Below are 23,629 nucleotides of genomic sequence, written 5' to 3'. Positions count from 1 at the left end.
GTCACATCCCTCTCACTGCCAGCTTCAAGACATGCTCCCTAGGCAAAAGAGGCAAAGTGCCACTCTTCGATTAGGACTATCAAGCCAGGCAAACTCGATCGAGAGGATTAAGTGATTCGTTCTGGATCAAAAAATTTGTACTTCGGCAATAACGAGCTCTCAAAAAACCAATGCATTTCCAGTGGCGGTATGAGGGAGATGTCTGATTTTCTGGCGATAAATGTCCAACTTCGCCGTGATTTTCAGCCACAAGCAATTAAAGCCGCCTGCCCATACACCGTAGAAGTCACAAGCTACCAGGATACATTGAGAATTCAGCCCCATTGAGGCAGTATAGACGATCGTGATTTGGGCCCGGATCGAGCAAATTGATCATGCGGAACTATCTACCCGCTTACGTACCTAAAGAAGATTTTTTGAATCAAATACGTTAAGAGAAGCATATGAAAAAAGTTGCGCTTATTACTGGAGTAACAGGTCAAGACGGATCCTACCTGGCCGAGTTGCTTCTCGAAAAAGGTTACGAAGTGCACGGTATAAAGCGCCGGGCATCCTCCTTCAATACCGACCGTATCGATCACCTTTACCAAGACCCCCATGAGTCAGATCGTCGCTTGGTCCTGCACTATGGCGACATGACCGATTCGACCGGCCTGATCCGCATCATCAAACAAATACAACCCGACGAAATCTATAACCTGGCTGCGCAGTCCCACGTTGCGGTCTCGTTCGAAGAGCCAGAGTACACTGCCAACTCGGACGCGTTGGGTGCCTTGCGTATCCTTGAGGCGATCAGGATCCTGGGGCTCGAGAAGAAGACCCGCTTCTATCAGGCTTCAACCTCCGAACTGTACGGCTTGGTGCAGGAAACTCCACAGAAGGAGACCACACCTTTCTACCCACGCTCCCCTTACGCAGTAGCAAAGCTGTACGCATACTGGATTACCGTCAACTACCGGGAAGCGTACGGTATCTATGCCTGTAACGGCATTCTCTTCAACCACGAAAGCCCGGTGCGCGGCGAGACCTTCGTCACTCGCAAGATTACCCGTGCACTCGCACGCATCAAGCTGGGCCTGCAAGACTGTCTGTATCTGGGCAACCTTGATGCACTGCGCGACTGGGGCCATGCGAAAGACTACGTCGAGATGCAATGGCTGATGCTGCAGCAAGAAACTCCGGAAGACTTCGTTATTGCAACCGGCAAGCAATACAGCGTTCGCGACTTCGTCAACGCGGCAGCGAAACACGCCGAAATCGACATTACCTGGAAAGGTCAGGGCGTCGATGAGAAAGGCTACGACGCAACCGGTAAATGCATAGTTTCCGTGGATCCGCGGTACTTCCGTCCAACCGAGGTGGAAACATTGCTGGGCGACCCAACCAAAGCGAAGCAGAAACTGGGATGGACGCCTAAAATCACCTTTGAGGATCTGGTCAATGAAATGATGACCGAGGACCTCAAGTCAGCGACCCGTGATGAGTTGGTAAAAAAGCACGGCTACTCCGTTTACGATTACCACGAGTAATAGTTAGGTGGATAAACGCGCCAAAATATACATCGCAGGCCATGCCGGTATGGCTGGCTCTGCGATCCAGCGGCGGCTATCCGCCGCTGGATTCAGCAATTTCGTCACCCGTTCGCATGCTGAACTTGATTTGACTCAACAGGCTGCTGTCGATGCTTTTTTCGCAACAGAAAAACCTGAGATTGTGTACTTAGCAGCCGGCAAGGTAGGCGGAATCAAAGCCAACAACAACTTTAGAGCTGAATTTATATATCAAAACCTGATGATAGAGGCGAACGTAATTCACAGCGCTTGGAAACATGGCGTCGAACGACTTCTTTTTTTGGGCTCCAGTTGCATATACCCGCGGGACTGCCCCCAGCCGATCCACGAAGACCACCTGTTAACCGGACCGCTGGAACAAACCAATGAACCTTACGCCCTCGCCAAGATCATGGGTGTAAAGATGTGCGAGAACTACCACCGCGAATACGGTGCAAAGTTCATAGCCGTTATGCCGTCAAATCTTTATGGCCCCAATGACAGCTACAACCTGGAAAACTGTCATGTGCTGCCGGCACTGATTAGCAAAGCCCATGAAGCAAAAATTAGCGGCGCATCAGAGTTAATAGTTTGGGGTTCGGGAAAGCCAAAGCGCGAGTTCCTTTTCGTCGAAGACATGGCCGATGCTTGTCTACACTTGATGGAATCCAACGTTGACAGCGGACTATTCAATGTTGGAATGGGCAGTGATCTATCCATCCGCGAACTAGCAGAGTTAATTATGGAGGTGGTCGGGTATAACGGGCAGATCGTATACGACCAGAGCCAGCCTGACGGTACACCCCGTAAACTACTCGACATCAATCGCCTAAAGAACTTGGGATGGGCTGCCAAAACGCAACTGCGTGAAGGTATAGCATTGACCTACCAAGATTTTCTCAGCCGTCTGGATCGCCACTGAATGCATCAACCCTTGGTTACGATTACAGTCCCCTCCTTCAATCAAGGGCGTTATCTCGACGACGCCTTAAGGTCCATATTTGAACAAAATATCCCTGTGGAGGTGTTTGTTCTGGATGGTGGTTCCACCGATAACTCGGTGGAAATCATCCGTAAATGGGAACACAAGCTAGCTGGTTGGCGCAGCTATCCAGATAAAGGCCAAGCAGCTGCTATCAACGAAGGTATCCTTCAAGGTAAAGCACCGTATGTCTGCTGGCTGAATAGCGATGACTGGTTCGAGCCGGACGGACTAAAACGACTGATCAGTGCCATTGAAACAGCACCTGAGGCCTCAGCCGTTTATGGGAAATGCTGGAACGTTATTCAAAATACCGGAAAACGCAAACCGGTTTGGGTTGAGCCGTTCAGCGAGCGCAGGCTAGCGCTTCGCTGCATTATTTCCCAACCAGCGACGCTGATTCGACGATCCGCATGGCTGAATATTGGCGGCGTGAACCCCACCTTGCATATGGCTATGGACTACGATCTTTGGTGGCGACTCTTCAAAATAGTTGGCCCTCTCAAATATATCGACGCGTTTGTAGCGGTCAATCGAGAACATGAAGCGACCAAAACAAAAACTTTGCGCCGCCGCCATTATCAGGAAGCTATGGCGGTGGTGCGTAAGTATCACGGTAGCGTTCCCTTAAAGTGGTGGCTTTTTCAGCCCTACGCCGTCTGGCTCAAATCCATCTTTCCATAGCCGGAAGTTACCATGCGCATTCTGCATTTTTTTAAAACCGCCCTTCCTGACACCATGGGCGGCATAGAGCAAGTGATTGATCAAATTTGTCAGCAGTCTCATCGTATGGGGGCGACCTGCGAAGTCCTTACGCTGTCCCCCAACCCAATTCCAGCCACAATAGAAATGAACGGTTATCGGGTTCATCGCGTTAAAGAAAACCTTAATATTGCCTCAACAGGCTTTTCGTTAGAGGTTTATTCGAAGTTTAAAGAACTTGCGCGGAATGCGGATATCATTCATTACCATTTTCCATGGCCATTCATGGACTTGATCCACTTTGCCAGTTGTACCGGAAAACCCAGCGTTGTTTCATACCACTCTGACATCATCAACCAGAAATTTCTCTTAAAGCTCTACCGCCCACTCCAAAATATATTTCTGCGTAGCGTCAACCGGATCATTGTCTCATCCCCCAACTACCTGGAATCAAGTGCTGAGCTTTCTGCATTTCATGACAAAACCACAATTATTCCTATAGGTCTCAACAAGGAAAGCTACCCAATCCCCTCCACTGCTCTAACGACACGCTGGGCGGAAGAAATGAGCGAGCGGTTCTTCCTGTTTGTTGGCGTATTGCGCTACTACAAAGGGCTTCACACATTGATGGAAGCTCTCCAAGGCACTGGATACCCTATGGTCATCGTAGGAGATGGACCAAAGAAACAAGAACTCATGGCGCAAGCAAAAACTATGGGGCTTCAAAACGTCCACTTTTTGGGCCGTCTTCCAGAAGCAGACAAAGTCGCGCTAATTCAACTTTCAACAGCCATCGTATTCCCCTCGCACCTTCGTTCCGAAGCGTTCGGAGTGTCACTACTGGAGGGGGCAATGTATGGAAAGCCGATGATCTCGTGCGAGATTGGTACAGGCACTACGTACATCAACATTGCCGGCGAAACCGGGCTGGTAGTCCCACCAGAGCACCCGACAGCGCTTCGCCAAGCGATGCAACACCTTTGGGACAACCCGCAAGAAGCATTGGTAATGGGCGAAAAGGCGCAGAGTCGTTACAACCTTCTATTCACGGGGGAGCAAATGACACGAGCCCACATCGAGGTCTATCAGGACCTGCTGAACACGCAATGAAACACCAGCCCGATTTGACTCGGGCTAATGATTAGCGGATTACCTACTGCCTTCAGCTCGACCGTAGCTATCCTCGAACCTGACAATATCATCTTCCCCTAGGTAATCGCCGCACTGCACCTCAATTAATACCAAGTCAATCATCCCCGGGTTTTGCAGACGATGCGTGTGCCCAGCACGTATATACGTGGACTCATTGGTATTGAGCAAGAACCGTTGTTGGTCGTTAACGACCAATGCCATACCACTGACCACAATCCAGTGCTCACTGCGATGGTGATGCATTTGGAGCGACAACGAGCCTTGAGGTTTTACGACAATGCGCTTGATCTTGAAGCGAGTGCCCTCTTCCAAGGTAGTGTAAGCCCCCCAGGGACGCTGCACCGTAGTGTGGTCCAAGTGCGAGCAATGACCGTTTTTCTTCAACTGCGCAGTGATTACCTTGATGTCTTGGGCATGGTCTTTGTGCGCGACCAACAAAGCATCCGGCGTATCGACAATGATCAGGTTTTCAACCCCGACTAACGCGGCCAGTCGACGCTGGCTGCGCACGTAGTTGTTGGTGGAGGCATGAAGGATGGCTTCGCCTTCGATACGGTTGCCTTGCTCGTCCGCTGGCGAGAGTTCACTCATGGCCTTCCAAGAGCCAATGTCACTCCAGCCAATATCACAAGGTATGGTCGCCACTTTGTTTGAGCGTTCCATCAGTGCGAAATCGAGGGAAATGTCCGGTACTTTGGCAAAGCTTTCCGGCTCCAGATGCAGGCTGCGATGGCTGCTGCCTTGCATCACACCGGAACCAGCAAGGCACAGATCTACGGCGCTGGCGACATCCGGCGCACAGAGCGCCATTTCTTCAATAAGTGTGCCCGCACGAAAACAGAACATCCCGGAGTTCCAGTAATACTCACCGGACGCCAGGTAGTCTTTCGCAGTATCCAAATCTGGTTTTTCGACGAAACGCTTGACCTTGAAGCCGTTGACTAATGACGCGTCGGTATCTTTTTGAATGTACCCGTAGCCAGTTTCCGGATATTCGGGCTTCACCCCAAAAGTCACCAGCCAGCCGTCCCGGGCCTGCTGCGATGCAGACTCGACTGCTGCAGCGAACGCCGCCTGATTGTCGATCAGGTGGTCCGCCGGCAACACCAGCATAATCGCGTCAGGGCCGTGAGTTCGGGCCACTTCCTGCGCCGCTAATGCGACCGCAGCAGCGGTGTTGCGGCCAAAAGGCTCGAGTACGAAACCCAAGTTGGTGTAGTTCGGCGCAGTGGCAACATATTCATCAAGGGTTTTGAAGTAGAGATCACGGTTTGTGATCGTCAATACTTCTGTTACGTCATTTAACGCCAAGGCGCGACTGTATGTTTTTCGAATCAAATTGCCACCATCGGGCAATTCGATAAACGGCTTGGGATGAGCAGTACGTGAAACAGGCCATAGACGGCTGCCTGAACCGCCACAAATAATGACTGGAACGAGTGTCACGCTGTACTCCTTTACTAAATATCACATCATTTATCAGGCCAAAAACTCACCAACATAAATACTGCGGGCTCGAAGGAGGCGACTTAGAGCCTAGCTGACCCTAGACAAACCTAACCGAGAAAATGCTGGACATGAAGAAAAGCAAATCACTTTTCTTACAAAAATAGGGGCATATTCTTCACTGGATGGTAATTTTTGTCTAGGAAAAGCCGGATCTATACCCGCGCAGCTACCCGTATTCAGATGGATAAAAACTGACCTACCATTCACAACGGCTCACTTCATTGAAGATTAAGACACACCGCCTTACAAATCGTGTCATTGATCTTTATTACTTTTCTCTCGGATTTCGCACGCATCGGGATATTACGACGTACAAAAAGCTTGCAAACCGTCACCGGACATTTAGAGAAATTTCCTTCAACTATTCCGGAAACCTGCCGATAACCGATGAAAGCCTTGCGGATTGAAAACTCATGCGTAATAACCAACCCGTTACCCAGCGCGAACGTACCTTCCCCGCTCAGCAACGATTGATCTCCACCACCGACGCCAAAGGAGTGATCACCTACTGCAACGACGCCTTTGTCGAGATCAGTGGGTTCTCCCGTGAAGAACTGGTTCGCGCACCGCACAACCTGGTACGTCACCCTGATGTGCCGGCGGCGGTGTTCGCGCACATGTGGGGCACCTTGAAACAAGGCTTGCCATGGATGGGCATCGTCAAGAACCGCTGCAAGACCGGCGACCACTACTGGGTCAACGCCTATGTGACACCGGTTTTCGAAGGCAGCCAGGTGGTAGGTTACGAGTCGGTCCGGGTCAAGCCCACGGCCGAACAAGTGCGCCGCGCCGAAGCCCTCTACCAGCGCATCAACTCTGGCAAGTCGGCCATTCCCAAGCGTGACAAGTGGCTGCCTGTGCTGCAGGACTGGCTGCCGTTCATCCTGGTCAGCCAACTGAGCTTCATGATCGGTGCCTGGCTCAATTCCCACTGGGGCTTCGCCCTGGCCGCCGCGCTCTCGGTGCCCCTGGGCCTGCTGGGCCTGAGCTGGCAGCAGCGCGGCCTCAAGCGCCTGCTGCGCCTGGCCGAGCAGACCACCTCCGACCCGCTGATCGCTCAGATGTATACCGACAGCCGCGGCGCCCAGGCCCGCCTGGAGATGTCGATCCTGAGCCAGGAAGCGCGCCTGAAGACCTGCCTAACCCGCCTGCAGGACACGGCCGAGCACCTCAACGAGCAGGCCCGCCAGTCCGACACCCTGGCCCACAACAGCTCCAGCGGCCTGGAGCGCCAACGGGTCGAAACCGAGCAGGTGGCCACCGCGGTCAACCAGATGGCCGCCACCACCCAGGAAGTGGCCAGCCACGTGCAACGCACCGCCGACGCAACCCAGGAAGCCAATCGCCTGACCGGCCGTGGCCGCGATATCGCCGGGGAAACCCGCGAAGCCATCCAGCGCCTGTCGGTGGTGGTGGGCGAAACCGGGCTGACAGTAACCCAACTGGCCAAGGACAGTGACGAGATCGGCGGCGTTGTTGACGTGATCAAGGGCATTGCCGACCAGACCAACCTGTTGGCCCTGAACGCAGCCATCGAAGCCGCCCGCGCCGGTGAAATGGGCCGCGGCTTTGCCGTGGTGGCCGACGAGGTGCGTCAGTTGGCACAGCGCACCAGTGAGTCCACCGGGCAGATCCATACCCTGATCGCCAAGCTGCAGCAGACCGCCGCCACCGCCGTTCAGACCATGGACGCCGGTCATCGTCAGGCCGAAGAAGGCGTGGCCCGGGTTCTGGAAGCCGACCAGGCACTGGTGGGCTTCAGCGAAGCGGTGGCCAACATCACCGACATGACCACCCAGATCGCTGCCGCCACCGAAGAGCAAAGCTCGGTGGCCGAAGAGATCAGTCGCAACATCAGCACCATCGCGCAACTGGCGGACCAGACTTCGGAGCAGGCCCAGCATTCGGCCGAGCTCAGCGAAGCGCTGACCCGCACCGCACACACCCAGTACTCGCTGGTGGAGCGCTTCAACCGCTAAGCCCCCCTAGGGCCGGCAACAAAAAACCGGAAGCCAAGGCTTCCGGTTTTTTTATGCCCGCAAATCCACCCGACAACCGTAGGAGCGAGCTTGCTAGCGATAAATCTTCACCGCGCTCCAAATTCGAAGGCCGGGCGAACGCTTCGCGAGCAAGCTCGCTCCGGCAGGATCAGCTCAGCGCTTTCAGGAAGGCAGCAACCTTGAGCGCCGCAGATTCCAGATGCTGCTCATGGCTGAAACCCGAGGCCTTCAGGGGCTTGAGATCGTGATCAGCGGCCGCCAGCCAGTACAACTGGATACTGGGTGCCAATGTGTAGGCCTCGACCGCCTGGCGATTGCCCAGGGCGTCACGCTCGCCCTGCACGATCAGGCTCGGCACTGACAGATCGGCCAGATGCGCCACCCGCGGTTTTTCCGGTTTGCCGGCGGCATAGAACGGATAGCCCAGGCACACCAATGCATCGGCCTGCAGTTCATCGGCCAGCAAACTGGCCATGCGCCCGCCCATGGACTTGCCGCCCACCGCCAACACCCCAGTGACATAAGGTCGCACCAGGGCATGCACCTCGCGCCAGCATTCCAGCAGCCTGGGCGCCGGGTTGGGCGGACGTTTGCCGCCATCCAGGCGCCGCTGGGCCATGTAGGGAAACTCGAAGCGCAAGACGTTCACCCCATGCCCCGCAAGGCGTACAGCAATATCATTCATGAACCCACTGTCCATGGGCGCGCCGGCGCCATGGGCGAGGATCAGGGTCGGCGCCGACTGCACCTCGACGCCCTGCGCGACATCCCACAACCAGCCCCGCTCCCGCACACACTGCGCCCATTGACCCCCGTCAATACTGGCCTTGTGCTCATTGCTCATGCTTGCCTCGCTTTTAGTCTGCCTATAACTCCAGACGAAGTGAGCGCGCCTTGCCGTGCGCAGTCGCTTTCACTTCAACTGAACCGTGGATGGGGAACCATGAACACTTCTATCAGTACCGCCTACAACTACAAGGTGGTCCGCCAATTCGCCATTATGACGGTGATGTGGGGCATCGTCGGCATGGGGCTCGGGGTTTTTCTCGCTGCCCAGTTGGTCTGGCCCGAACTCAACTTCGACTTACCGTGGACCAGCTTCGGCCGTCTGCGGCCATTGCACACCAACGCGGTGATCTTCGCCTTCGGCGGCTGTGCGCTGTTTGCCAGCTCGTTCTACTCGGTGCAACGCACCTGCCAGACCACGCTGTTCGCGCCGAAAATCGCCGCGTTCTGCTTCTGGGGCTGGCAACTGGTGATCCTCCTGGCGGCCATCAGCCTGCCACTGGGCTACACCAGCTCCAAGGAATACGCCGAACTGGAATGGCCGATCGATATCCTGATCACCATTGTCTGGGTGGCCTACGCCATCGTGTTCTTCGGCACCCTGATGCAGCGCAAGACCAAGCACATCTATGTGGGTAACTGGTTCTTCGGCGCGTTCATCATCACCGTGGCCATCCTGCACATCGTCAACAACCTGGAACTGCCGGTCAGCTTCACCAAGTCCTACTCGGTGTATGCCGGTGCGACCGATGCGATGGTGCAATGGTGGTACGGCCACAACGCCGTGGGCTTCTTCCTGACCGCGGGCTTCCTGGGGATGATGTACTACTTCGTACCCAAGCAGGCCGAGCGTCCGGTGTACTCCTATCGCCTGTCGATTGTGCACTTCTGGGCACTGATCACCCTGTACATCTGGGCCGGTCCGCACCACCTGCACTACACCGCGCTGCCGGACTGGGCTCAATCCTTAGGGATGGTGATGTCGCTGGTTCTGCTGGCGCCAAGCTGGGGCGGCATGATCAACGGCATGATGACCCTCTCGGGCGCCTGGCATAAGCTGCGCAGCGACCCGATCCTGCGGTTCCTGGTGGTATCCCTGGCGTTCTACGGCATGTCGACCTTCGAAGGTCCGATGATGGCGATCAAGACCGTCAACGCCCTCTCCCACTACACCGACTGGACCATCGGCCACGTACACGCCGGCGCCCTGGGCTGGGTAGCGATGATCTCCATCGGCGCGCTGTACCACCTGATCCCGAAAGTCTTCGGCCGCGAGCAGATGTACAGCACCGGCCTGATCAACACCCACTTCTGGCTGGCTACCATCGGCACCGTGCTCTACATCGCTTCGATGTGGGTCAACGGTATCGCCCAGGGCCTGATGTGGCGTGCGGTCAACGAGGACGGCACCCTCACCTACTCCTTCGTCGAAACCCTGGTGGCCAGCCACCCAGGCTTCATCGTGCGACTGGTGGGTGGTGCGATCTTCCTCAGCGGCATGTTCCTGATGGCTTACAACACCTGGCGCACCGTGCGTGCCGCAGTGCCAGCCGAAGTCAACGCCGCTGCGCAGATGGCCTGAGGAGTCCGCCATGAAACACGAAACGATTGAGAAAAACGTCGGCCTGCTGATGCTGCTGATGGTCTTCGCGGTGAGCATCGGCGGTCTGACCCAGATCGTCCCGCTGTTCTTCCAGGACGTCACCAACAAGCCGGTGGAAGGCATGAAGCCCTACACCGCCCTGCAGCTGGAAGGCCGCGACATCTACATCCGCGAAGGCTGCGTACAGTGCCACTCGCAGATGATCCGTCCGTTCCGCGCCGAGACCGAGCGTTATGGTCACTACTCGGTGGCCGGTGAAAGCGTCTGGGACCACCCGTTCCTGTGGGGTTCCAAGCGTACCGGTCCGGACCTGGCCCGGGTGGGCGGTCGCTACTCCGATGACTGGCACCGTGCGCACTTGTACAACCCGCGCAACGTGGTGCCCGAGTCGAAGATGCCGGCCTACCCATGGCTGGTGACCGCACCGGTGGACAGCAGCCACACCGAAACCAAGCTCAAGGTCATGCGCACCCTGGGCGTGCCGTACACCGACGAAGACATCGCCGGCGCCACCGCCACGCTCAAGGGCAAGACCGAAATGGACGCCCTGGTCTCCTACCTGCAAGTGCTTGGCACTGCGATCAAGAGCAAGAGGTGAGCCATGGGTTTTGAACTCGATAGCGGCATGATCCGCGGCCTCGGGACCCTGGTGGTGATGATCGCCTTCATCGGCCTGTCGATCTGGGTGTTCAACTCAAAGCGCAATCCCGAGTTTGCCCAGGCCCGCCTGCTGCCCTTCGCCGATGACCCGATGCCGGGCACGGCACCGGCCGGTAACACAACTGATGACGCTCAACCTCAAGAGCCTGCAACAAGGAGCATTCGGCCATGACCACCTTCTGGAGTACGTGGATCTGCGTACTGACCATTGGCAGCCTGATCGGCCTGACCTGGCTGCTGGTCGGCACCCGCAAGGGCGAGACCAAGGGCAGTGTCGACCAGACCATGGGCCACGCCTTCGATGGCATCGAGGAGTACGACAACCCCCTGCCGCAATGGTGGTTCCTGCTGTTCGCCGGGACCCTGGTGTTTTCCGTTGGCTACCTGATCCTCTACCCGGGTCTGGGCAACTGGAAAGGCATCCTGCCGGGCTATGAAGACGGCTGGACCCAGACCAAGGAATGGGAAAAGGAGATGGCCAAGGCGGACGTGAAGTTTGGTCCGATCTTCGCCAAATTCGCGGCCATGCCGGTGGAAGAAGTGGCCAAGGACCCGCAAGCGCTGAAAATGGGTGGACGCCTGTTCGCCTCCAACTGCTCGGTCTGCCACGGTTCCGACGCCAAGGGTGCCTTCGGCTTCCCGAACCTGGCGGACGACAACTGGCGGTGGGGCGGCAGCGCCGACACCATCAAGGCCACCATCATGGGCGGCCGCATGGCGGCCATGCCAGCCTGGGGCGAAGTGCTCAAGGAAGCAGGCGTGAAGAACGTGGCAGCTTACGTTCGCCACGACCTGGCCGGCCTGCCCCTGCCAGCCGACAGCGATGCCGACCTGGTAGCCGGACAGCAAGCGTTCAGCACCACCTGCGTAGCCTGCCACGGCGCTGACGGCAAAGGCACCCAGATCATGGGCGCGCCCGACCTGACCCAGCCCGCCGGCTTCATCTACGGCACCAGCCTGGCCCAACTGCAACAGACCATCCGCCATGGTCGCCAGGGCCACATGCCAGCGCAGAGCGAACTGCTCGGCAATGACAAGGTACAACTACTGGCCGCCTACGTTTACAGCCTCTCCCACGGCAACAAGCCACAGGCTGAAAACACCCAGTAAGACGAGTCACGGCAAGCTGCGGGTTCCCGACTTGCAGCTTGCCGCTCGTGGTTCAACTTCCCGCTCCTTTGCGACCAAGTGTCGCACCCTCTCCCGAAGCGCGTTTGCACTCATCTGATTCAGGTCTAAGCTTGCCCCGATGGGGACTGGCACGGGCTGGTCACAGGCCAACGGTATCCGTGACGTTCGAAGCTTCTGCTCGATGACAGGCCGCAAAGGCTGGTTTATACCGGCTGTCGACTCTCTTACCGCCTGTCAGCTGATCCATCAGCTTCCACACACCCGGTTACAACCGACCTGACACCCCCCGTTTCCTGTCCATGGCGACAGCTTGTCCGAGGGCAATTTTTTGTCCCTACTCGGCATAGGGAAAGGCCGCAGAATCAGGCATGGAACGCATTGACCCAGGTCATAGCGCGTTGCAATGACCCCCTGCTTTCTCCATACTTGCGACCGATTTTTATCCCTAATAAAACACCCAAACCGTGGAACCTTAGAATGAGCACAGCAATCAGTCCGACTGCTTATAACTATAAGGTAGTCCGCCAGTTCGCCATCATGACGGTGGTCTGGGGGATCCTTGGCATGGGGCTCGGTGTCTTCATCGCCTCACAACTGGTATGGCCGGAGTTGAACTTCGGTCTGCCGTGGACGACGTTTGGACGCCTGCGCCCGCTGCACACCAACCTGGTGATCTTCGCCTTCGGTGGATGTGCATTGTTTGCCACCTCTTACTATGTCGTGCAGCGAACCTGCCAGACGCGACTGATTTCCGACAGCCTCGCGGCCTTCACCTTCTGGGGTTGGCAAGCGGTGATCGTCGGCGCGATCGTGACCCTGCCACTGGGTTACACCACCACCAAGGAATACGCCGAACTGGAATGGCCCCTGGCTATCCTGCTGGCGATCGTCTGGGTCACCTACGGCCTGGTATTCTTCGGCACCATCACCAAGCGCAAGACCAAGCACATCTATGTGGGCAACTGGTTCTACGGTGCCTTCATCGTGGTGACCGCGATGCTGCACATCGTCAACCACGCTTCCCTGCCGGTCAGCTTCTTCAAGTCCTACTCGGCCTACGCCGGTGCGACTGATGCGATGATCCAGTGGTGGTACGGCCACAACGCCGTGGGCTTCTTCCTGACCACCGGCTTCCTGGGGATGATGTACTACTTCGTACCCAAGCAGGCCGAGCGTCCGATCTATTCCTATCGCCTGTCCATCGTGCACTTCTGGGCGCTGATCACCCTGTACATCTGGGCCGGTCCGCACCACCTGCACTACACCGCGCTGCCGGACTGGGCCCAGTCCCTGGGCATGGCCATGTCGATCATCCTGCTGGCGCCAAGCTGGGGCGGCATGATCAACGGCATGATGACCCTCTCGGGCGCCTGGCATAAGCTGCGCACCGACCCGATCCTGCGCTTCCTGGTGGTATCGCTGGCGTTCTACGGCATGTCGACCTTCGAAGGTCCGATGATGGCGATCAAGACCGTCAACTCGCTCTCGCACTACACCGACTGGACCATCGGCCACGTACACGCCGGCGCTCTGGGCTGGGTAGCGATGATCTCCATCGGCGCCCTGTACCACCTGATCCCGAAAGTCTTCGGTCGTCAGCAGATGCACAGCATCGGCCTGATCAACACCCACTTCTGGCTGGCTACCATCGGTACCGTGCTCTACATCGCCTCGATGTGGGTCAACGGCATCACCCAGGGCCTGATGTGGCGTGCAATCAACGATGACGGCACCCTCACCTACTCCTTCGTCGAAGCGCTGCAAGCCAGCCACCCGGGCTTTATCGTCCGTGCTCTGGGCGGTGCGTTCTTCGCCACCGGCATGCTGATCATGGCGTACAACGTGTTCCGTACCGTTCGCGCCTCGAACCCGGCTGAAGCTGAAGCCGCTGCTCAGATCGCTGTAGTTGGAGCTCACTGATGAAGCACGAAGTAGTCGAGAAGAATATTGGCCTGCTGGCCTTCTTCATGGTCATCGCCGTCAGCATCGGCGGCCTGACCCAGATCGTCCCGCTGTTCTTCCAGGACGTCACCAACAAGCCGGTGGAAGGCATGAAGCCGCGTACCGCACTGGAACTGGAAGGCCGCGACGTCTACATCGCCAACGGCTGTGTCGGCTGCCACTCGCAGATGATCCGTCCGTTCCGCGCTGAAACCGAACGCTATGGTCACTACTCGGTGGCTGGTGAGAGCGTCTGGGACCACCCGTTCCTGTGGGGTTCCAAGCGTACCGGCCCGGACCTGGCCCGAGTGGGCGGTCGTTACTCCGATGACTGGCAGCGCGCGCACTTGTACAACCCGCGCAACGTGGTGCCCGAGTCGAAGATGCCGGCTTATCCGTTCCTCGTAGAAAACAAGCTCGACGGCAAAGACACCGCGAAGAAAATGGAAGTCTTGCGCACGCTCGGCGTCCCTTACACCGACGAAGACATCGCCGGTGCCAAGGATGCCGTGAAGGGCAAAACCGAAATGGACGCGCTGGTGGCCTATCTGCAAGGCCTGGGCACCATCATCAAAAGCAAACGGTGATCTAGATGGATATCGGGATGATTCGTGGCCTGGGCACCCTTGTTGTGATGGTGGCCTTCATCGGTTTGGCGCTCTGGGTGTTCAGCCCCAAGCGCAAGTCCGAGTTTGAAGACGCAACCTTGCTGCCGTTCGCGGATGATCCCGACGCCATCAAGCACGTCGAGCAAGCTTCTAGGAGTAACAAAGAATGACTACGTTCTGGAGTCTGTACGTCACAGTCCTCAGTCTGGGTACCATCTTCGCCCTGACCTGGCTGCTGCTGTCGACCCGCAAGGGCCAGCGCGCCGAGCAGACCGACGAGACGGTCGGCCACTCCTTCGACGGGATCGAGGAGTACGACAACCCCCTGCCGAAATGGTGGTTCATGCTGTTCGTCGGCACCATCGTCTTCGCCCTGGGCTACCTGGTGCTGTACCCGGGCCTGGGCAACTGGAAAGGCGTTCTGCCGGGCTACAACTACCTCGATAACGAGAAGCAGACCCCGTTCGCCAACGGCCAGTCCGGCTGGACCGGCGTCCACGAGTGGGAAAAGGAAATGGCCAAGTCGGACGCCAAGTTCGGTCCGATCTTCGCCAAGTACGCGGCCATGCCTATCGAAGAAGTGGCCAAGGACCCGCAAGCCCTGAAAATGGGTGGCCGTCTGTTCGCATCCAACTGCTCGGTCTGCCACGGTTCCGACGCCAAGGGCGCCTATGGTTTTCCCAACCTGACCGACGCCGACTGGCGCTGGGGCGGCGAGCCGGAAACCATCAAGACCACCATCATGGGCGGCCGTCACGCAGTGATGCCGGCCTGGCTGGACGTGATCAAGGAACAAGGCGTCAGTGACGTTGCCGCCTATGTCCTGACCAACCTCGACGGCCGCAAGTTGCCGGAAGGCCTGAAGGCCGACCCGGTCAACGGCCAGAAGCTGTTCGCCGCCAACTGTGCGGTATGCCACGGTCCGGAAGGCAAAGGCACCCCAGCCATGGGTGCGCCTAACCTGACTCACCCGGCAGCCTTCATCTACGGTTCGAGCTTCGCCCAATTGCAGCAGACCATTCGTTACGGCCGTCAAGGCGTGATGCCAGCGCAGGAACAACTGCAAGGCAACGACAAGGTTCACCTGCTGGCGGCTTATGTCTACAGCCTGTCCCACGGTGACAAGCAGGCCGACGCCGAGTAAGACCGACGCCTGAAAGCAACACTCAACGGCCCCGCCAATCAACATTGGCGGGGCCGTTTTGTTTGCGCCTGGCATCGGCTGACGCTCGACGGCGGATCACCCTTTCCGGCAACCCGGTAGCCAGGATTCGACAATATGGCGGACTTCGAGACCTGCGGCGTACGCCTGCTCACTCCCTGGAAGAATTGAACGGCGCGACGTGCAAAAGGGTCCATAATCCACAAGTCAATTGATTCAAGTCATTACACCATCAGTTGATTTCTCCCAACGCGACCAAAGGTCGCACCCTTGCGCTAGAGCTACAGGCGTATCATTGCGCCACTGCAACACCCCTTTTGACCGCGGTCGGCACGCATCGACCGAGGCATTTTTCCACTGCCGTGGGATGCAATGATGAGCAACCAGATTCCCGTACACGACGTTACCCCGCCTGCCAAAAACGCGACCAACAGCGTCGACCTCTACGCCTCCAGGGAAAAAATCTACACCCGTGCCTTCACCGGCCTGTTCCGCAATCTGCGCATGCTTGGCGGCGCCGGATTGTTCCTTCTGTACTTCGGTACCGTGTGGCTCAACTGGGGCGGCCACCAGGCTGTCTGGTGGAACCTGCCGGAACGCAAATTCTTCATCTTTGGCGCCACGTTCTGGCCCCAGGACTTCATCCTGCTCTCGGGCCTGTTGATCATCGCCGCCTTCGGCCTGTTCTTCATCACCGTCTATGCCGGCCGCATCTGGTGCGGCTACACCTGCCCGCAGAGTGTCTGGACCTGGATCTTCATGTGGTGCGAAAAGGTCACCGAAGGCGATCGCAACCAGCGCATCAAGCTGGACAAGGCGCCCATGAGCGCCAACAAGTTCCTGCGCAAATTCAGCAAGCACAGCCTCTGGCTGCTGATCGGCTTCGTCACCGGCATGACCTTCGTCGGCTACTTCTCGCCGATCCGCGAACTGGTCATCGACTTCTTCACCGGCCAGGCCGATGGCTGGTCCTACTTCTGGGTCGGCTTCTTCACCCTGGCCACCTACGGCAACGCCGGCTGGCTGCGGGAACAGGTGTGCATCTACATGTGCCCCTATGCACGCTTCCAGAGCGTGATGTTCGACAAGGACACCCTGATCGTTTCCTACGACCCACGCCGTGGCGAAGCCCGTGGCCCGCGCAAGAAAGGCGCCGACTACAAGGCCCAGGGCCTGGGCGACTGCATCGACTGCACCATGTGTGTCCAGGTCTGCCCCACCGGCATCGACATCCGTGACGGCCTGCAGATCGAATGCATCGGCTGCGCAGCCTGCATCGACGCCTGCGACAGCATCATGGACAAGATGGAGTACCCCCGCGGGCTCATCAGCTACACCACCGAACACAACCTCTCGGGGCAGAAAACCCATAAACTGCGCCCGCGCCTGATCGGCTATGCCCTGGTGCTGCTGGCCATGATCAGCCTGCTGGTTACGGCATTTTTCATGCGTTCGCTGGTGGGCTTCGATGTCAGCAAGGACCGGGTGCTGTACCGCGAAAACGCCGAAGGCCGGATCGAAAACGTCTACAGCCTGAAGATCATGAACAAGGACCAGCGCGATCACACCTATGTGCTGGACGCCTCCGGCCTGCCGGACCTGAAGCTGCAGGGCAAGCGCGAAATCCACGTGGTGGCCGGCGATATCGTCAGCATGCCGGTGGAGCTGTCGATTGCTCCCGAACAGCTGCCATCGACCACCAACGAGGTGAAGTTCATCCTCAAGGATGCCGACGATGACAGCGTCCATGTTGAAGCCAAGAGCCGGTTCATCGGCCCACAAATTCGTTAAGAGAAGTGATCATGCCCGCAGCCACCGCCGCAAGCCCCTGGTACAAGCACCTCTGGCCCTGGATCATCATCGGCATCCTCGCCTGTTCCGTGACCCTGACCCTGTCCATGGTGACCATTGCCGTGAACAACCCGGACAACCTGGTCAACGACAACTACTACGAGGCCGGCAAGGGCATCAACCGCTCCCTGGACCGCGAGCTGCTGGCCCAGACCCTGAAGATGCGCGCCAACGTGCACCTCGATGAGCTGACCGGCGAAGTCGAACTGCGCCTGAGCGGTGACAGCCAGCCCAAGACCCTGGAGCTGAACCTGATCTCGCCCACCCAGCCGGAAAAGGACCGCAAGATCACCCTGGCCCGCAGCGAAACCGAACACGGGCGCTACATCGGCCAGTTGACCGACCAGGTCGAAGGGCGGCGCTTCGTCGAACTGCTGGGGGTCGAGGGCGACAAGACCTGGCGCATGTTCGAAGAAGAACAGGTCAGCCATGACAAGGACCTGCTGCTGGGCGACGAGCCCCTGCAAGGTGCCGAAGACCTGAACTGAGCAGTACCTGCCGTACATCGCCGGCCCGTCGCCTCCCCTGCCCTTGCAGCGGAACCGGTGCGCCGGCGATGAGTTTTTCCCACATTACAAAGACCGCCGATGACCACGCCACTGCCTTGCTACCACTGTGCCCTGCCGGTTCCTGCCGGTAGCCGGTTCACCGCCGTCGTGCTTGGCCAACCCCGGGAGTTCTGCTGCCCGGGCTGCCAGGCAGTGGCCGAAGCCATAGTCGCTGGCGGTCTGGAGCACTACTACAGCCATCGCAGCGAGGCCTCGGCCAACCCTGAAGCCCTGCCCGTGCAACTGGTGGACGAACTGGCGCTGTACGACCGCGCCGACGTGCAGCAGCCCTTTGTCCGGCACGAAGGCGAGCTGGCGGAAACCACGCTGCTCATGGAGGGCATCAGTTGTGCCGCCTGCGGCTGGCTGATCGAAAAACACCTGCGCAGCCTGCCAGCGGTGGCCGAAGCCCGCCTCAACCTGTCCAACCACCGCCTGCACGTGCGCTGGGCCGACAGCCAACTGCCCCTGAGCCAGGTGCTCAGCGAGCTGCGCCACATCGGCTACGCCGCCCACCCGTATCAGCCGGATCGCGCCTCCGAGCAACTGGCCAGCGAAAACCGCCTGGCCTTGCGCCAGCTGGGCGTCGCCGGCCTGCTGTGGTTCCAGGCCATGATGGCGACCATGGCCACCTGGCCGGAATTCAACATCGACCTGAGCCCCGAGCTGCATACGATCCTGCGCTGGGTCGCGCTGTTTCTCACCACGCCCATCGTTTTCTACAGCTGCGCACCGTTCTTCAAGGGCGCCATGCGCGATTTGCGCACCCGCCACCTGACCATGGACGTCTCGGTGTCCCTGGCCATCGGAGGGGCCTACCTGGCCGGCATCTGGACCTCCATCAGCGGCATTGGCGAGTTGTATTTCGATGCCGTCGGCATGTTCGCCCTGTTCCTGCTCGCCGGCCGCTACCTGGAACGCCGGGCCCGGGAGCGCACCGCGGCGGCTACCGCGCAACTGGTCAATCTGCTGCCAGCTTCCTGCCTGCGCCTGGATGAAGACGGCCAGAGTGAACGCATCCTGCTCAGCGAATTGCGCCTGGGCGACCGGGTGCTGGTGCATCCCGGGGCAGTACTGCCGGCAGACGGCAAGATCCTCGACGGCCAATCGAGCATCGACGAATCCCTGCTCACCGGTGAATACCTGCCGCAGCCCCGTGGCCTGGGCGATAGGGTGACCGCAGGTACCTTGAACGTCGAAGGTGCGTTGACAGTGCAGGTTCAGGCCCTGGGCCAGGACACCCGGCTATCGGCCATCGTGCGCCTGCTGGACCGGGCCCAGGCAGAGAAACCGCGGCTGGCGGAGGTTGCCGATCGTGCAGCCCAGTGGTTCCTGCTGTTCTCGCTGATCGCCGCGGCCGCCATCGGGCTGCTGTGGTGGCAATTAGACGCCTCACGGGCGTTCTGGATCGTCCTGGCCATGTTGGTGGCGACCTGCCCTTGTGCGCTGTCCCTGGCCACGCCCACAGCCCTCACCGCCGCCACCGGCACCTTGCACAAGCTCGGCCTGTTGCTGACCCGCGGCCATGTACTGGAAGGCCTGAACCAGATCGACACAGTGATTTTCGACAAGACCGGCACCCTCACCGAAGGGCGGCTGGCGCTGCGTTCCATCCGGCCATTGGGGGCCCTGTCCAGCGATGACTGCCTGAGCCTGGCCGCAGCCCTGGAAAACCGTTCCGAGCACCCGATCGCCCGGGCTTTCGGCCGTGCCCCAGTGGCCGCCGAGGAAGTTACCAGCAGCCCCGGCCTGGGCCTGGAAGGCCTGGTGGGCGATCAGCGTCTGCGCATCGGGCAACCAGCCTACGTTTGCCAGCTCAGTGGCTGTACCGTTCCGCCCATGCCCGATGAAGCTGGCCAATGGCTATTGCTCGGTGACAGCCAGGGGGCTCTCGCCTGGCTGGTGCTGGACGACCGCCTGCGCAGTGATGCTCCGGCCCTGCTGGCGGCCTGCAAGGCTCGTGGCTGGCACACCCTGCTGCTGTCCGGGGACAGCTCGCCGATGGTCGCCAGTGTCGCTGCCGAACTGCAGATCGATGAAGCCCGGGGCGGCCTGCGCCCCGATGACAAGCTGCAGGTGCTGCAACAGCTGCACCAGCAGGGCCGCAAGGTGCTGATGCTCGGCGATGGGGTCAACGATGTGCCAGTGCTGGCCGCCGCCGACATCAGCGTCGCCATGGGCTCGGCCACTGACCTGGCCAAGACCAGCGCCGATGCGGTACTTCTGTCCAATCGCCTGGATGCCCTGGTGCAGGCCTTCAGCCTGGCCCGCCGCACGCGCCGGGTGATCATCGAGAACCTGCTCTGGGCCGGGCTGTACAATGGCCTGATGCTGCCGTTCGCCGCCCTCGGCTGGATCACTCCGGTGTGGGCGGCGGTCGGCATGTCCATCAGTTCCCTGACCGTGGTGCTCAACGCCCTGCGCCTGACCCGCATGCCGCGGCCGGCCGACAGCGCCGACGCCCCCGAAACCCGCCCGTTGCCGGCCTGAGCCGCCGGGCCTGGAGTCCAGATGCCAGCTCTTTACGTGATGATCCCGGCCGCCCTGCTGATCGTGGCCATCGCCATCTACATCTTCTTCTGGGCGGTGGACAGCGGCCAGTACGACGATCTCGACGGCCCGGCCCACAGCATCCTGTTCGACGACCAGGACCCAAGCCACACCGCCGCGGTGGATGAGGCCAAGGGCCTACCGAGCAGCGAAGCCGACCCCGGCAGAAAATCGGAACCGCCCCATGCTTGAACTGGCCCCTCTGCTGGTCTCTGCGCTGATCCTCGGCCTGCTGGGTGGCGGCCACTGCCTGGGCATGTGCGGCGGCCTGATGGGCGCCCTGACGCTGGCCATCCCCCCGGAACAGCGCAGCCGACGCCTGCGCCTGCTGCTGGCCTACAACCTGGGCCGAATCCTCAGCTACGCCCTGGCCGGCCTGCTGCTGGGCCTGGCGGGCTGGGCTGTGGCCAACAGTCCGCTGGCGCTGTTCATGCGAGTGCTGGCCGGGTTGCTGTTGATTGCCATGGGCCTGTACCTGGCCGGCTGGTGGAGTGGCCTGACCCGCATCGAAGGCCTTGGCAAGGGCTTGTGGCGGCATATCCAGCCGCTGGCCAGCCGCCTGTTGCCGGTTTCCAGCCTGCCCCGTGCATTGCTCCTGGGGGCGCTGTGGGGCTGGCTGCCGTGCGGCCTGGTGTACAGCACCCTGCTGTGGTCGGCGAGCCAGGGCAGCGCCCTGGACAGCGCGCTGTTGATGCTGGCCTTCGGCCTGGGCACCTGGCCCGTGCTGCTGGCCACCGGGCTGGCAGCCGAACGGATCACCGCCTTGCTGCGTCGGCGCAGCGTACGCATGGCTGGCGGCGTGCTGGTCATTCTCTTCGGCATCTGGACCCTGCCCGGCCCTCACCAGCACTGGCTGATGGGCCACTGACCCCGGGGAGGCGCCCGGCAACCGGGCCTGCACGCCTCGTCGGCACTGCTCCGGCGGCTCCCGAACACCCTTGATACAAGTCAAGATGGCCCTGGCCTGAACCTCCTAGACTCGCGAACACTGCCAGCCTATCCGGGGGAATTCCCGCATGCTCGACGCCATTCGTTGGGACACAGATCTGATCCGCCGCTACGACCTGGCGGGACCGCGCTACACCTCATACCCGACCGCAGTGCAGTTCAACAGCCAGGTCGGCGCCTTCGACCTGCTGCACGCCCTGCGCGACAGCCGCAAGGCGCAGCGCCCGCTGTCGCTGTACGTGCACATCCCGTTCTGCGCCAACATCTGCTACTACTGCGCCTGCAACAAGGTCATCACCAAGGATCGCAGCCGCGCCCTGCCCTACCTGCAGCGCCTGGAACAGGAGATGCAACTGATCGCCTGCCACCTGGCCCCCAACCAGCGGGTGGAACAACTGCATTTCGGCGGCGGCACCCCGACCTTTCTCAACCACGATGAACTGCGCCAACTGATGGCCCTGCTGCGCAAGCACTTCAATCTGCTGGACGACGACTCCGGCGACTACGGCATCGAGATCGATCCCCGGGAAGCCGACTGGTCGACCATGGGCCTGTTGCGGGAGCTGGGTTTCAATCGGGTCAGCATCGGCCTGCAGGACCTGGACCCGGCAGTGCAACGCGCGGTCAATCGCCTGCAAAGCCTGGACGAAACCCGGGCGGTGATCGAAGCGGCCCGCACCCTGCAGTTCCGTTCCATCAACATCGACCTGATCTACGGCCTGCCCAAGCAGACCCCGGAAAACTTCGCCCGCACCGTGGAAGAAGTCATCAGCCTGCAACCGGACCGGCTCTCGGTGTTCAACTACGCCCACCTGCCGGAGCGTTTCATGCCCCAGCGGCGGATCAACGGCAGCGAACTGCCTGCCCCGGCGGAAAAGCTGCAGATGCTGCAACGCACCATCGAACAGCTGACGGCTGCCGGCTATCGCTACATCGGCATGGACCATTTCGCCCTGCCCGATGATGAACTGGCCATTGCCCAGGAAGAGTCCACCCTGCAACGCAACTTCCAGGGCTACACCACTCATGGTCATTGCGACCTTATTGGGCTCGGTGTTTCAGCCATCAGCCAGATCGGCGATCTCTACTGCCAGAACAGCAGCGACCTGACGCACTATCAAAATGCCTTGGCTGGCGCACAACTGGCCACCAGTCGCGGCTTGGTATGCAACGCCGATGACCGTCTGCGCCGGGAAGTTATTCAGCAACTGATCTGCAACTTTAGTCTTAAGTTCGAAGAGATCGAACAGGCTTTCAATATCGACTTTCGCGGCTACTTCAATGAACTCTGGCCGGAACTGGAAGAGATGGCCGACGACGGCCTGATTGAACTTGGCAGCGAAGCAATCATCGTGCTGCCAGCCGGTCGCCTACTGGTGCGCTCGGTGTGCATGGTGTTCGATGCATACCTGGGCCAGCAGAACCGCCAGCGGTTTTCCCGTGTGATCTAGGATTTCATGAGCAAGGATGCAGCCTTCATCACCTGCTCTGAGCTCAAGCCCGCTTCTTTCATTGCCTTGGCCAGGGAGGCATTGGCGGTCAGCAAACCGCCGTTGAGTATTGCCAGGGCAGATTGCAGGCTGCCGATCCGGACCTTGGTTTCTTCAGGGCTCAGGTGCTTGTCGGCCATGACCGCCTGGAGCTGGGCGAGGGTCTCGGCAATCTGTTGTTGCAATTTTCTGATCATCTTGAGGATTTGCTGAATGTTTTCCGGCAGGCCGCTTTCCTCGATATCACTGTCACGCCCTTTGGCGGCGGCGGATTTGTTCAGGCCGGCGCCAGACAGCGACACTTTGACGCCCTCCCCGATCACTGGCTCTGCAACTAATGGAGAAACTCTTAGTTGCTCGTCAACCTGACTTGTCGAGGGCTCTTGAAGTGACTGCAAGTTATTGCTGCCATTAGTAATAGCGCCAACGGACGACATAATTTCAGCCTTCCAAGTT

The 23,629-nt window shown here is 59.3% G+C and carries 22 protein-coding genes; 19 read left to right on the top strand and 3 right to left on the bottom strand.

The features are described 5' to 3' along the window. Window positions 1-443: 443 nt before the first annotated feature. The 4 genes from gmd to PFLCHA0_RS09845 are packed head-to-tail and all read left to right on the top strand — an operon-like array spanning window position 444 to window position 4,344. A complete protein-coding gene (gene gmd, locus PFLCHA0_RS09860; protein ID WP_015634792.1) occupies window positions 444-1,529 on the top strand; it encodes a GDP-mannose 4,6-dehydratase in 1,086 nt (361 codons plus the stop codon). A gap of 7 nt (window positions 1,530-1,536) precedes the next feature. Beyond that, on the top strand, window positions 1,537-2,472 hold the full coding sequence (locus PFLCHA0_RS09855; RefSeq protein WP_041752055.1) for a GDP-L-fucose synthase family protein: 936 nt from the start codon (window positions 1,537-1,539) through the stop codon (window positions 2,470-2,472). After that, a complete protein-coding gene (locus PFLCHA0_RS09850; RefSeq protein WP_041752054.1) occupies window positions 2,473-3,216 on the top strand; it encodes a glycosyltransferase family 2 protein in 744 nt (247 codons plus the stop codon). It abuts the gene before it with no gap. A 12-nt stretch (window positions 3,217-3,228) separates the two neighbouring features. Further along, entirely contained in the window at window positions 3,229-4,344 is a 1,116-nt protein-coding gene (locus PFLCHA0_RS09845; RefSeq protein WP_015634789.1) for a glycosyltransferase family 4 protein, read from the top strand. Window positions 4,345-4,383: 39 nt separating this feature from the next. Here the strand turns inward: PFLCHA0_RS09845 and PFLCHA0_RS09840 are convergent, their stop codons facing one another. Further along, window positions 4,384-5,832, bottom strand: coding sequence for a mannose-1-phosphate guanylyltransferase/mannose-6-phosphate isomerase (locus tag PFLCHA0_RS09840; RefSeq protein ID WP_015634788.1), 1,449 nt, complete (start codon window positions 5,830-5,832; stop codon window positions 4,384-4,386). A 476-nt stretch (window positions 5,833-6,308) separates the two neighbouring features. Between PFLCHA0_RS09840 and PFLCHA0_RS09835 the strand changes: the two genes are divergently transcribed. Next, entirely contained in the window at window positions 6,309-7,874 is a 1,566-nt protein-coding gene (locus tag PFLCHA0_RS09835; protein ID WP_015634787.1) for a methyl-accepting chemotaxis protein, read from the top strand. Between the two features lie 169 nt (window positions 7,875-8,043). On the opposite strand, the gene PFLCHA0_RS09830 is transcribed toward PFLCHA0_RS09835, so the two are convergent. Further along, entirely contained in the window at window positions 8,044-8,739 is a 696-nt protein-coding gene (locus PFLCHA0_RS09830) for an alpha/beta family hydrolase (protein ID WP_015634786.1), read from the bottom strand. 99 nt (window positions 8,740-8,838) lie between these two features. Between PFLCHA0_RS09830 and ccoN (PFLCHA0_RS09825) the strand changes: the two genes are divergently transcribed. The 14 genes from ccoN (PFLCHA0_RS09825) to hemN all read left to right on the top strand — a co-directional run bounded on the left by ccoN (PFLCHA0_RS09825) (window position 8,839) and on the right by hemN (window position 23,134). Next, entirely contained in the window at window positions 8,839-10,263 is a 1,425-nt protein-coding gene (gene ccoN / locus PFLCHA0_RS09825) for a cytochrome-c oxidase, cbb3-type subunit I (protein WP_015634785.1), read from the top strand. A 10-nt stretch (window positions 10,264-10,273) separates the two neighbouring features. Continuing rightward, on the top strand, window positions 10,274-10,882 hold the full coding sequence (gene ccoO, locus PFLCHA0_RS09820) for a cytochrome-c oxidase, cbb3-type subunit II (RefSeq protein ID WP_015634784.1): 609 nt from the start codon (window positions 10,274-10,276) through the stop codon (window positions 10,880-10,882). A 3-nt stretch (window positions 10,883-10,885) separates the two neighbouring features. Next, window positions 10,886-11,116: a cbb3-type cytochrome oxidase subunit 3 gene (locus tag PFLCHA0_RS09815; RefSeq protein WP_011060243.1), complete on the top strand. Its 231-nt coding sequence runs from the start codon at window positions 10,886-10,888 to the stop codon at window positions 11,114-11,116. Next, window positions 11,113-12,054: a cytochrome-c oxidase, cbb3-type subunit III gene (gene ccoP / locus PFLCHA0_RS09810; RefSeq protein WP_011060242.1), complete on the top strand. Its 942-nt coding sequence runs from the start codon at window positions 11,113-11,115 to the stop codon at window positions 12,052-12,054. The genes PFLCHA0_RS09815 and ccoP (PFLCHA0_RS09810) overlap by 4 nt, the downstream gene beginning before the upstream one ends. Before the next feature lie 498 nt (window positions 12,055-12,552). Continuing rightward, entirely contained in the window at window positions 12,553-13,995 is a 1,443-nt protein-coding gene (gene ccoN / locus PFLCHA0_RS09805; protein ID WP_011060241.1) for a cytochrome-c oxidase, cbb3-type subunit I, read from the top strand. Next, window positions 13,995-14,603: a cytochrome-c oxidase, cbb3-type subunit II gene (gene ccoO / locus PFLCHA0_RS09800; RefSeq protein ID WP_011060240.1), complete on the top strand. Its 609-nt coding sequence runs from the start codon at window positions 13,995-13,997 to the stop codon at window positions 14,601-14,603. The genes ccoN (PFLCHA0_RS09805) and ccoO (PFLCHA0_RS09800) overlap by 1 nt, the downstream gene beginning before the upstream one ends. A 5-nt stretch (window positions 14,604-14,608) precedes the next feature. Then, entirely contained in the window at window positions 14,609-14,794 is a 186-nt protein-coding gene (locus PFLCHA0_RS09795) for a CcoQ/FixQ family Cbb3-type cytochrome c oxidase assembly chaperone (RefSeq protein ID WP_011060239.1), read from the top strand. Beyond that, entirely contained in the window at window positions 14,791-15,768 is a 978-nt protein-coding gene (gene ccoP, locus PFLCHA0_RS09790) for a cytochrome-c oxidase, cbb3-type subunit III (protein WP_011060238.1), read from the top strand. The genes PFLCHA0_RS09795 and ccoP (PFLCHA0_RS09790) overlap by 4 nt, the downstream gene beginning before the upstream one ends. A 393-nt stretch (window positions 15,769-16,161) precedes the next feature. Beyond that, a complete protein-coding gene (gene ccoG, locus PFLCHA0_RS09785; RefSeq protein WP_041752052.1) occupies window positions 16,162-17,577 on the top strand; it encodes a cytochrome c oxidase accessory protein CcoG in 1,416 nt (471 codons plus the stop codon). A gap of 11 nt (window positions 17,578-17,588) precedes the next feature. Continuing rightward, the gene (locus tag PFLCHA0_RS09780; RefSeq protein ID WP_011060236.1) at window positions 17,589-18,125 is read left to right on the top strand and encodes a FixH family protein; all 537 of its coding nucleotides are present in this window, start codon (window positions 17,589-17,591) and stop codon (window positions 18,123-18,125) included. A 99-nt stretch (window positions 18,126-18,224) separates the two neighbouring features. Next, window positions 18,225-20,675, top strand: coding sequence for a heavy metal translocating P-type ATPase (locus PFLCHA0_RS09775; RefSeq protein ID WP_011060235.1), 2,451 nt, complete (start codon window positions 18,225-18,227; stop codon window positions 20,673-20,675). Between the two features lie 21 nt (window positions 20,676-20,696). After that, the gene (ccoS, locus tag PFLCHA0_RS09770) at window positions 20,697-20,927 is read left to right on the top strand and encodes a cbb3-type cytochrome oxidase assembly protein CcoS (RefSeq protein WP_041752051.1); all 231 of its coding nucleotides are present in this window, start codon (window positions 20,697-20,699) and stop codon (window positions 20,925-20,927) included. Next, the gene (locus PFLCHA0_RS09765) at window positions 20,920-21,603 is read left to right on the top strand and encodes a sulfite exporter TauE/SafE family protein (protein WP_011060233.1); all 684 of its coding nucleotides are present in this window, start codon (window positions 20,920-20,922) and stop codon (window positions 21,601-21,603) included. Before ccoS ends, PFLCHA0_RS09765 begins: the two co-directional genes overlap by 8 nt. 148 nt (window positions 21,604-21,751) lie before the next feature. After that, the gene (gene hemN / locus PFLCHA0_RS09760) at window positions 21,752-23,134 is read left to right on the top strand and encodes an oxygen-independent coproporphyrinogen III oxidase (RefSeq protein WP_011060232.1); all 1,383 of its coding nucleotides are present in this window, start codon (window positions 21,752-21,754) and stop codon (window positions 23,132-23,134) included. Here hemN and PFLCHA0_RS09755 read toward each other — a convergent pair. Beyond that, on the bottom strand, window positions 23,131-23,610 hold the full coding sequence (locus PFLCHA0_RS09755) for a hypothetical protein (RefSeq protein WP_015634781.1): 480 nt from the start codon (window positions 23,608-23,610) through the stop codon (window positions 23,131-23,133). The two genes, hemN and PFLCHA0_RS09755, sit on opposite strands and share 4 nt — an antisense overlap. Between the last annotated feature and the right edge of the window lie 19 nt (window positions 23,611-23,629).

The sequence above is a fragment of the Pseudomonas protegens CHA0 genome (assembly GCF_000397205.1).
Lineage (GTDB): Bacteria > Pseudomonadota > Gammaproteobacteria > Pseudomonadales > Pseudomonadaceae > Aquipseudomonas > Aquipseudomonas protegens.
Note: the sequence above shows the minus strand (reverse complement) of the source record. Positions and strands in the feature narration are given on the sequence as shown.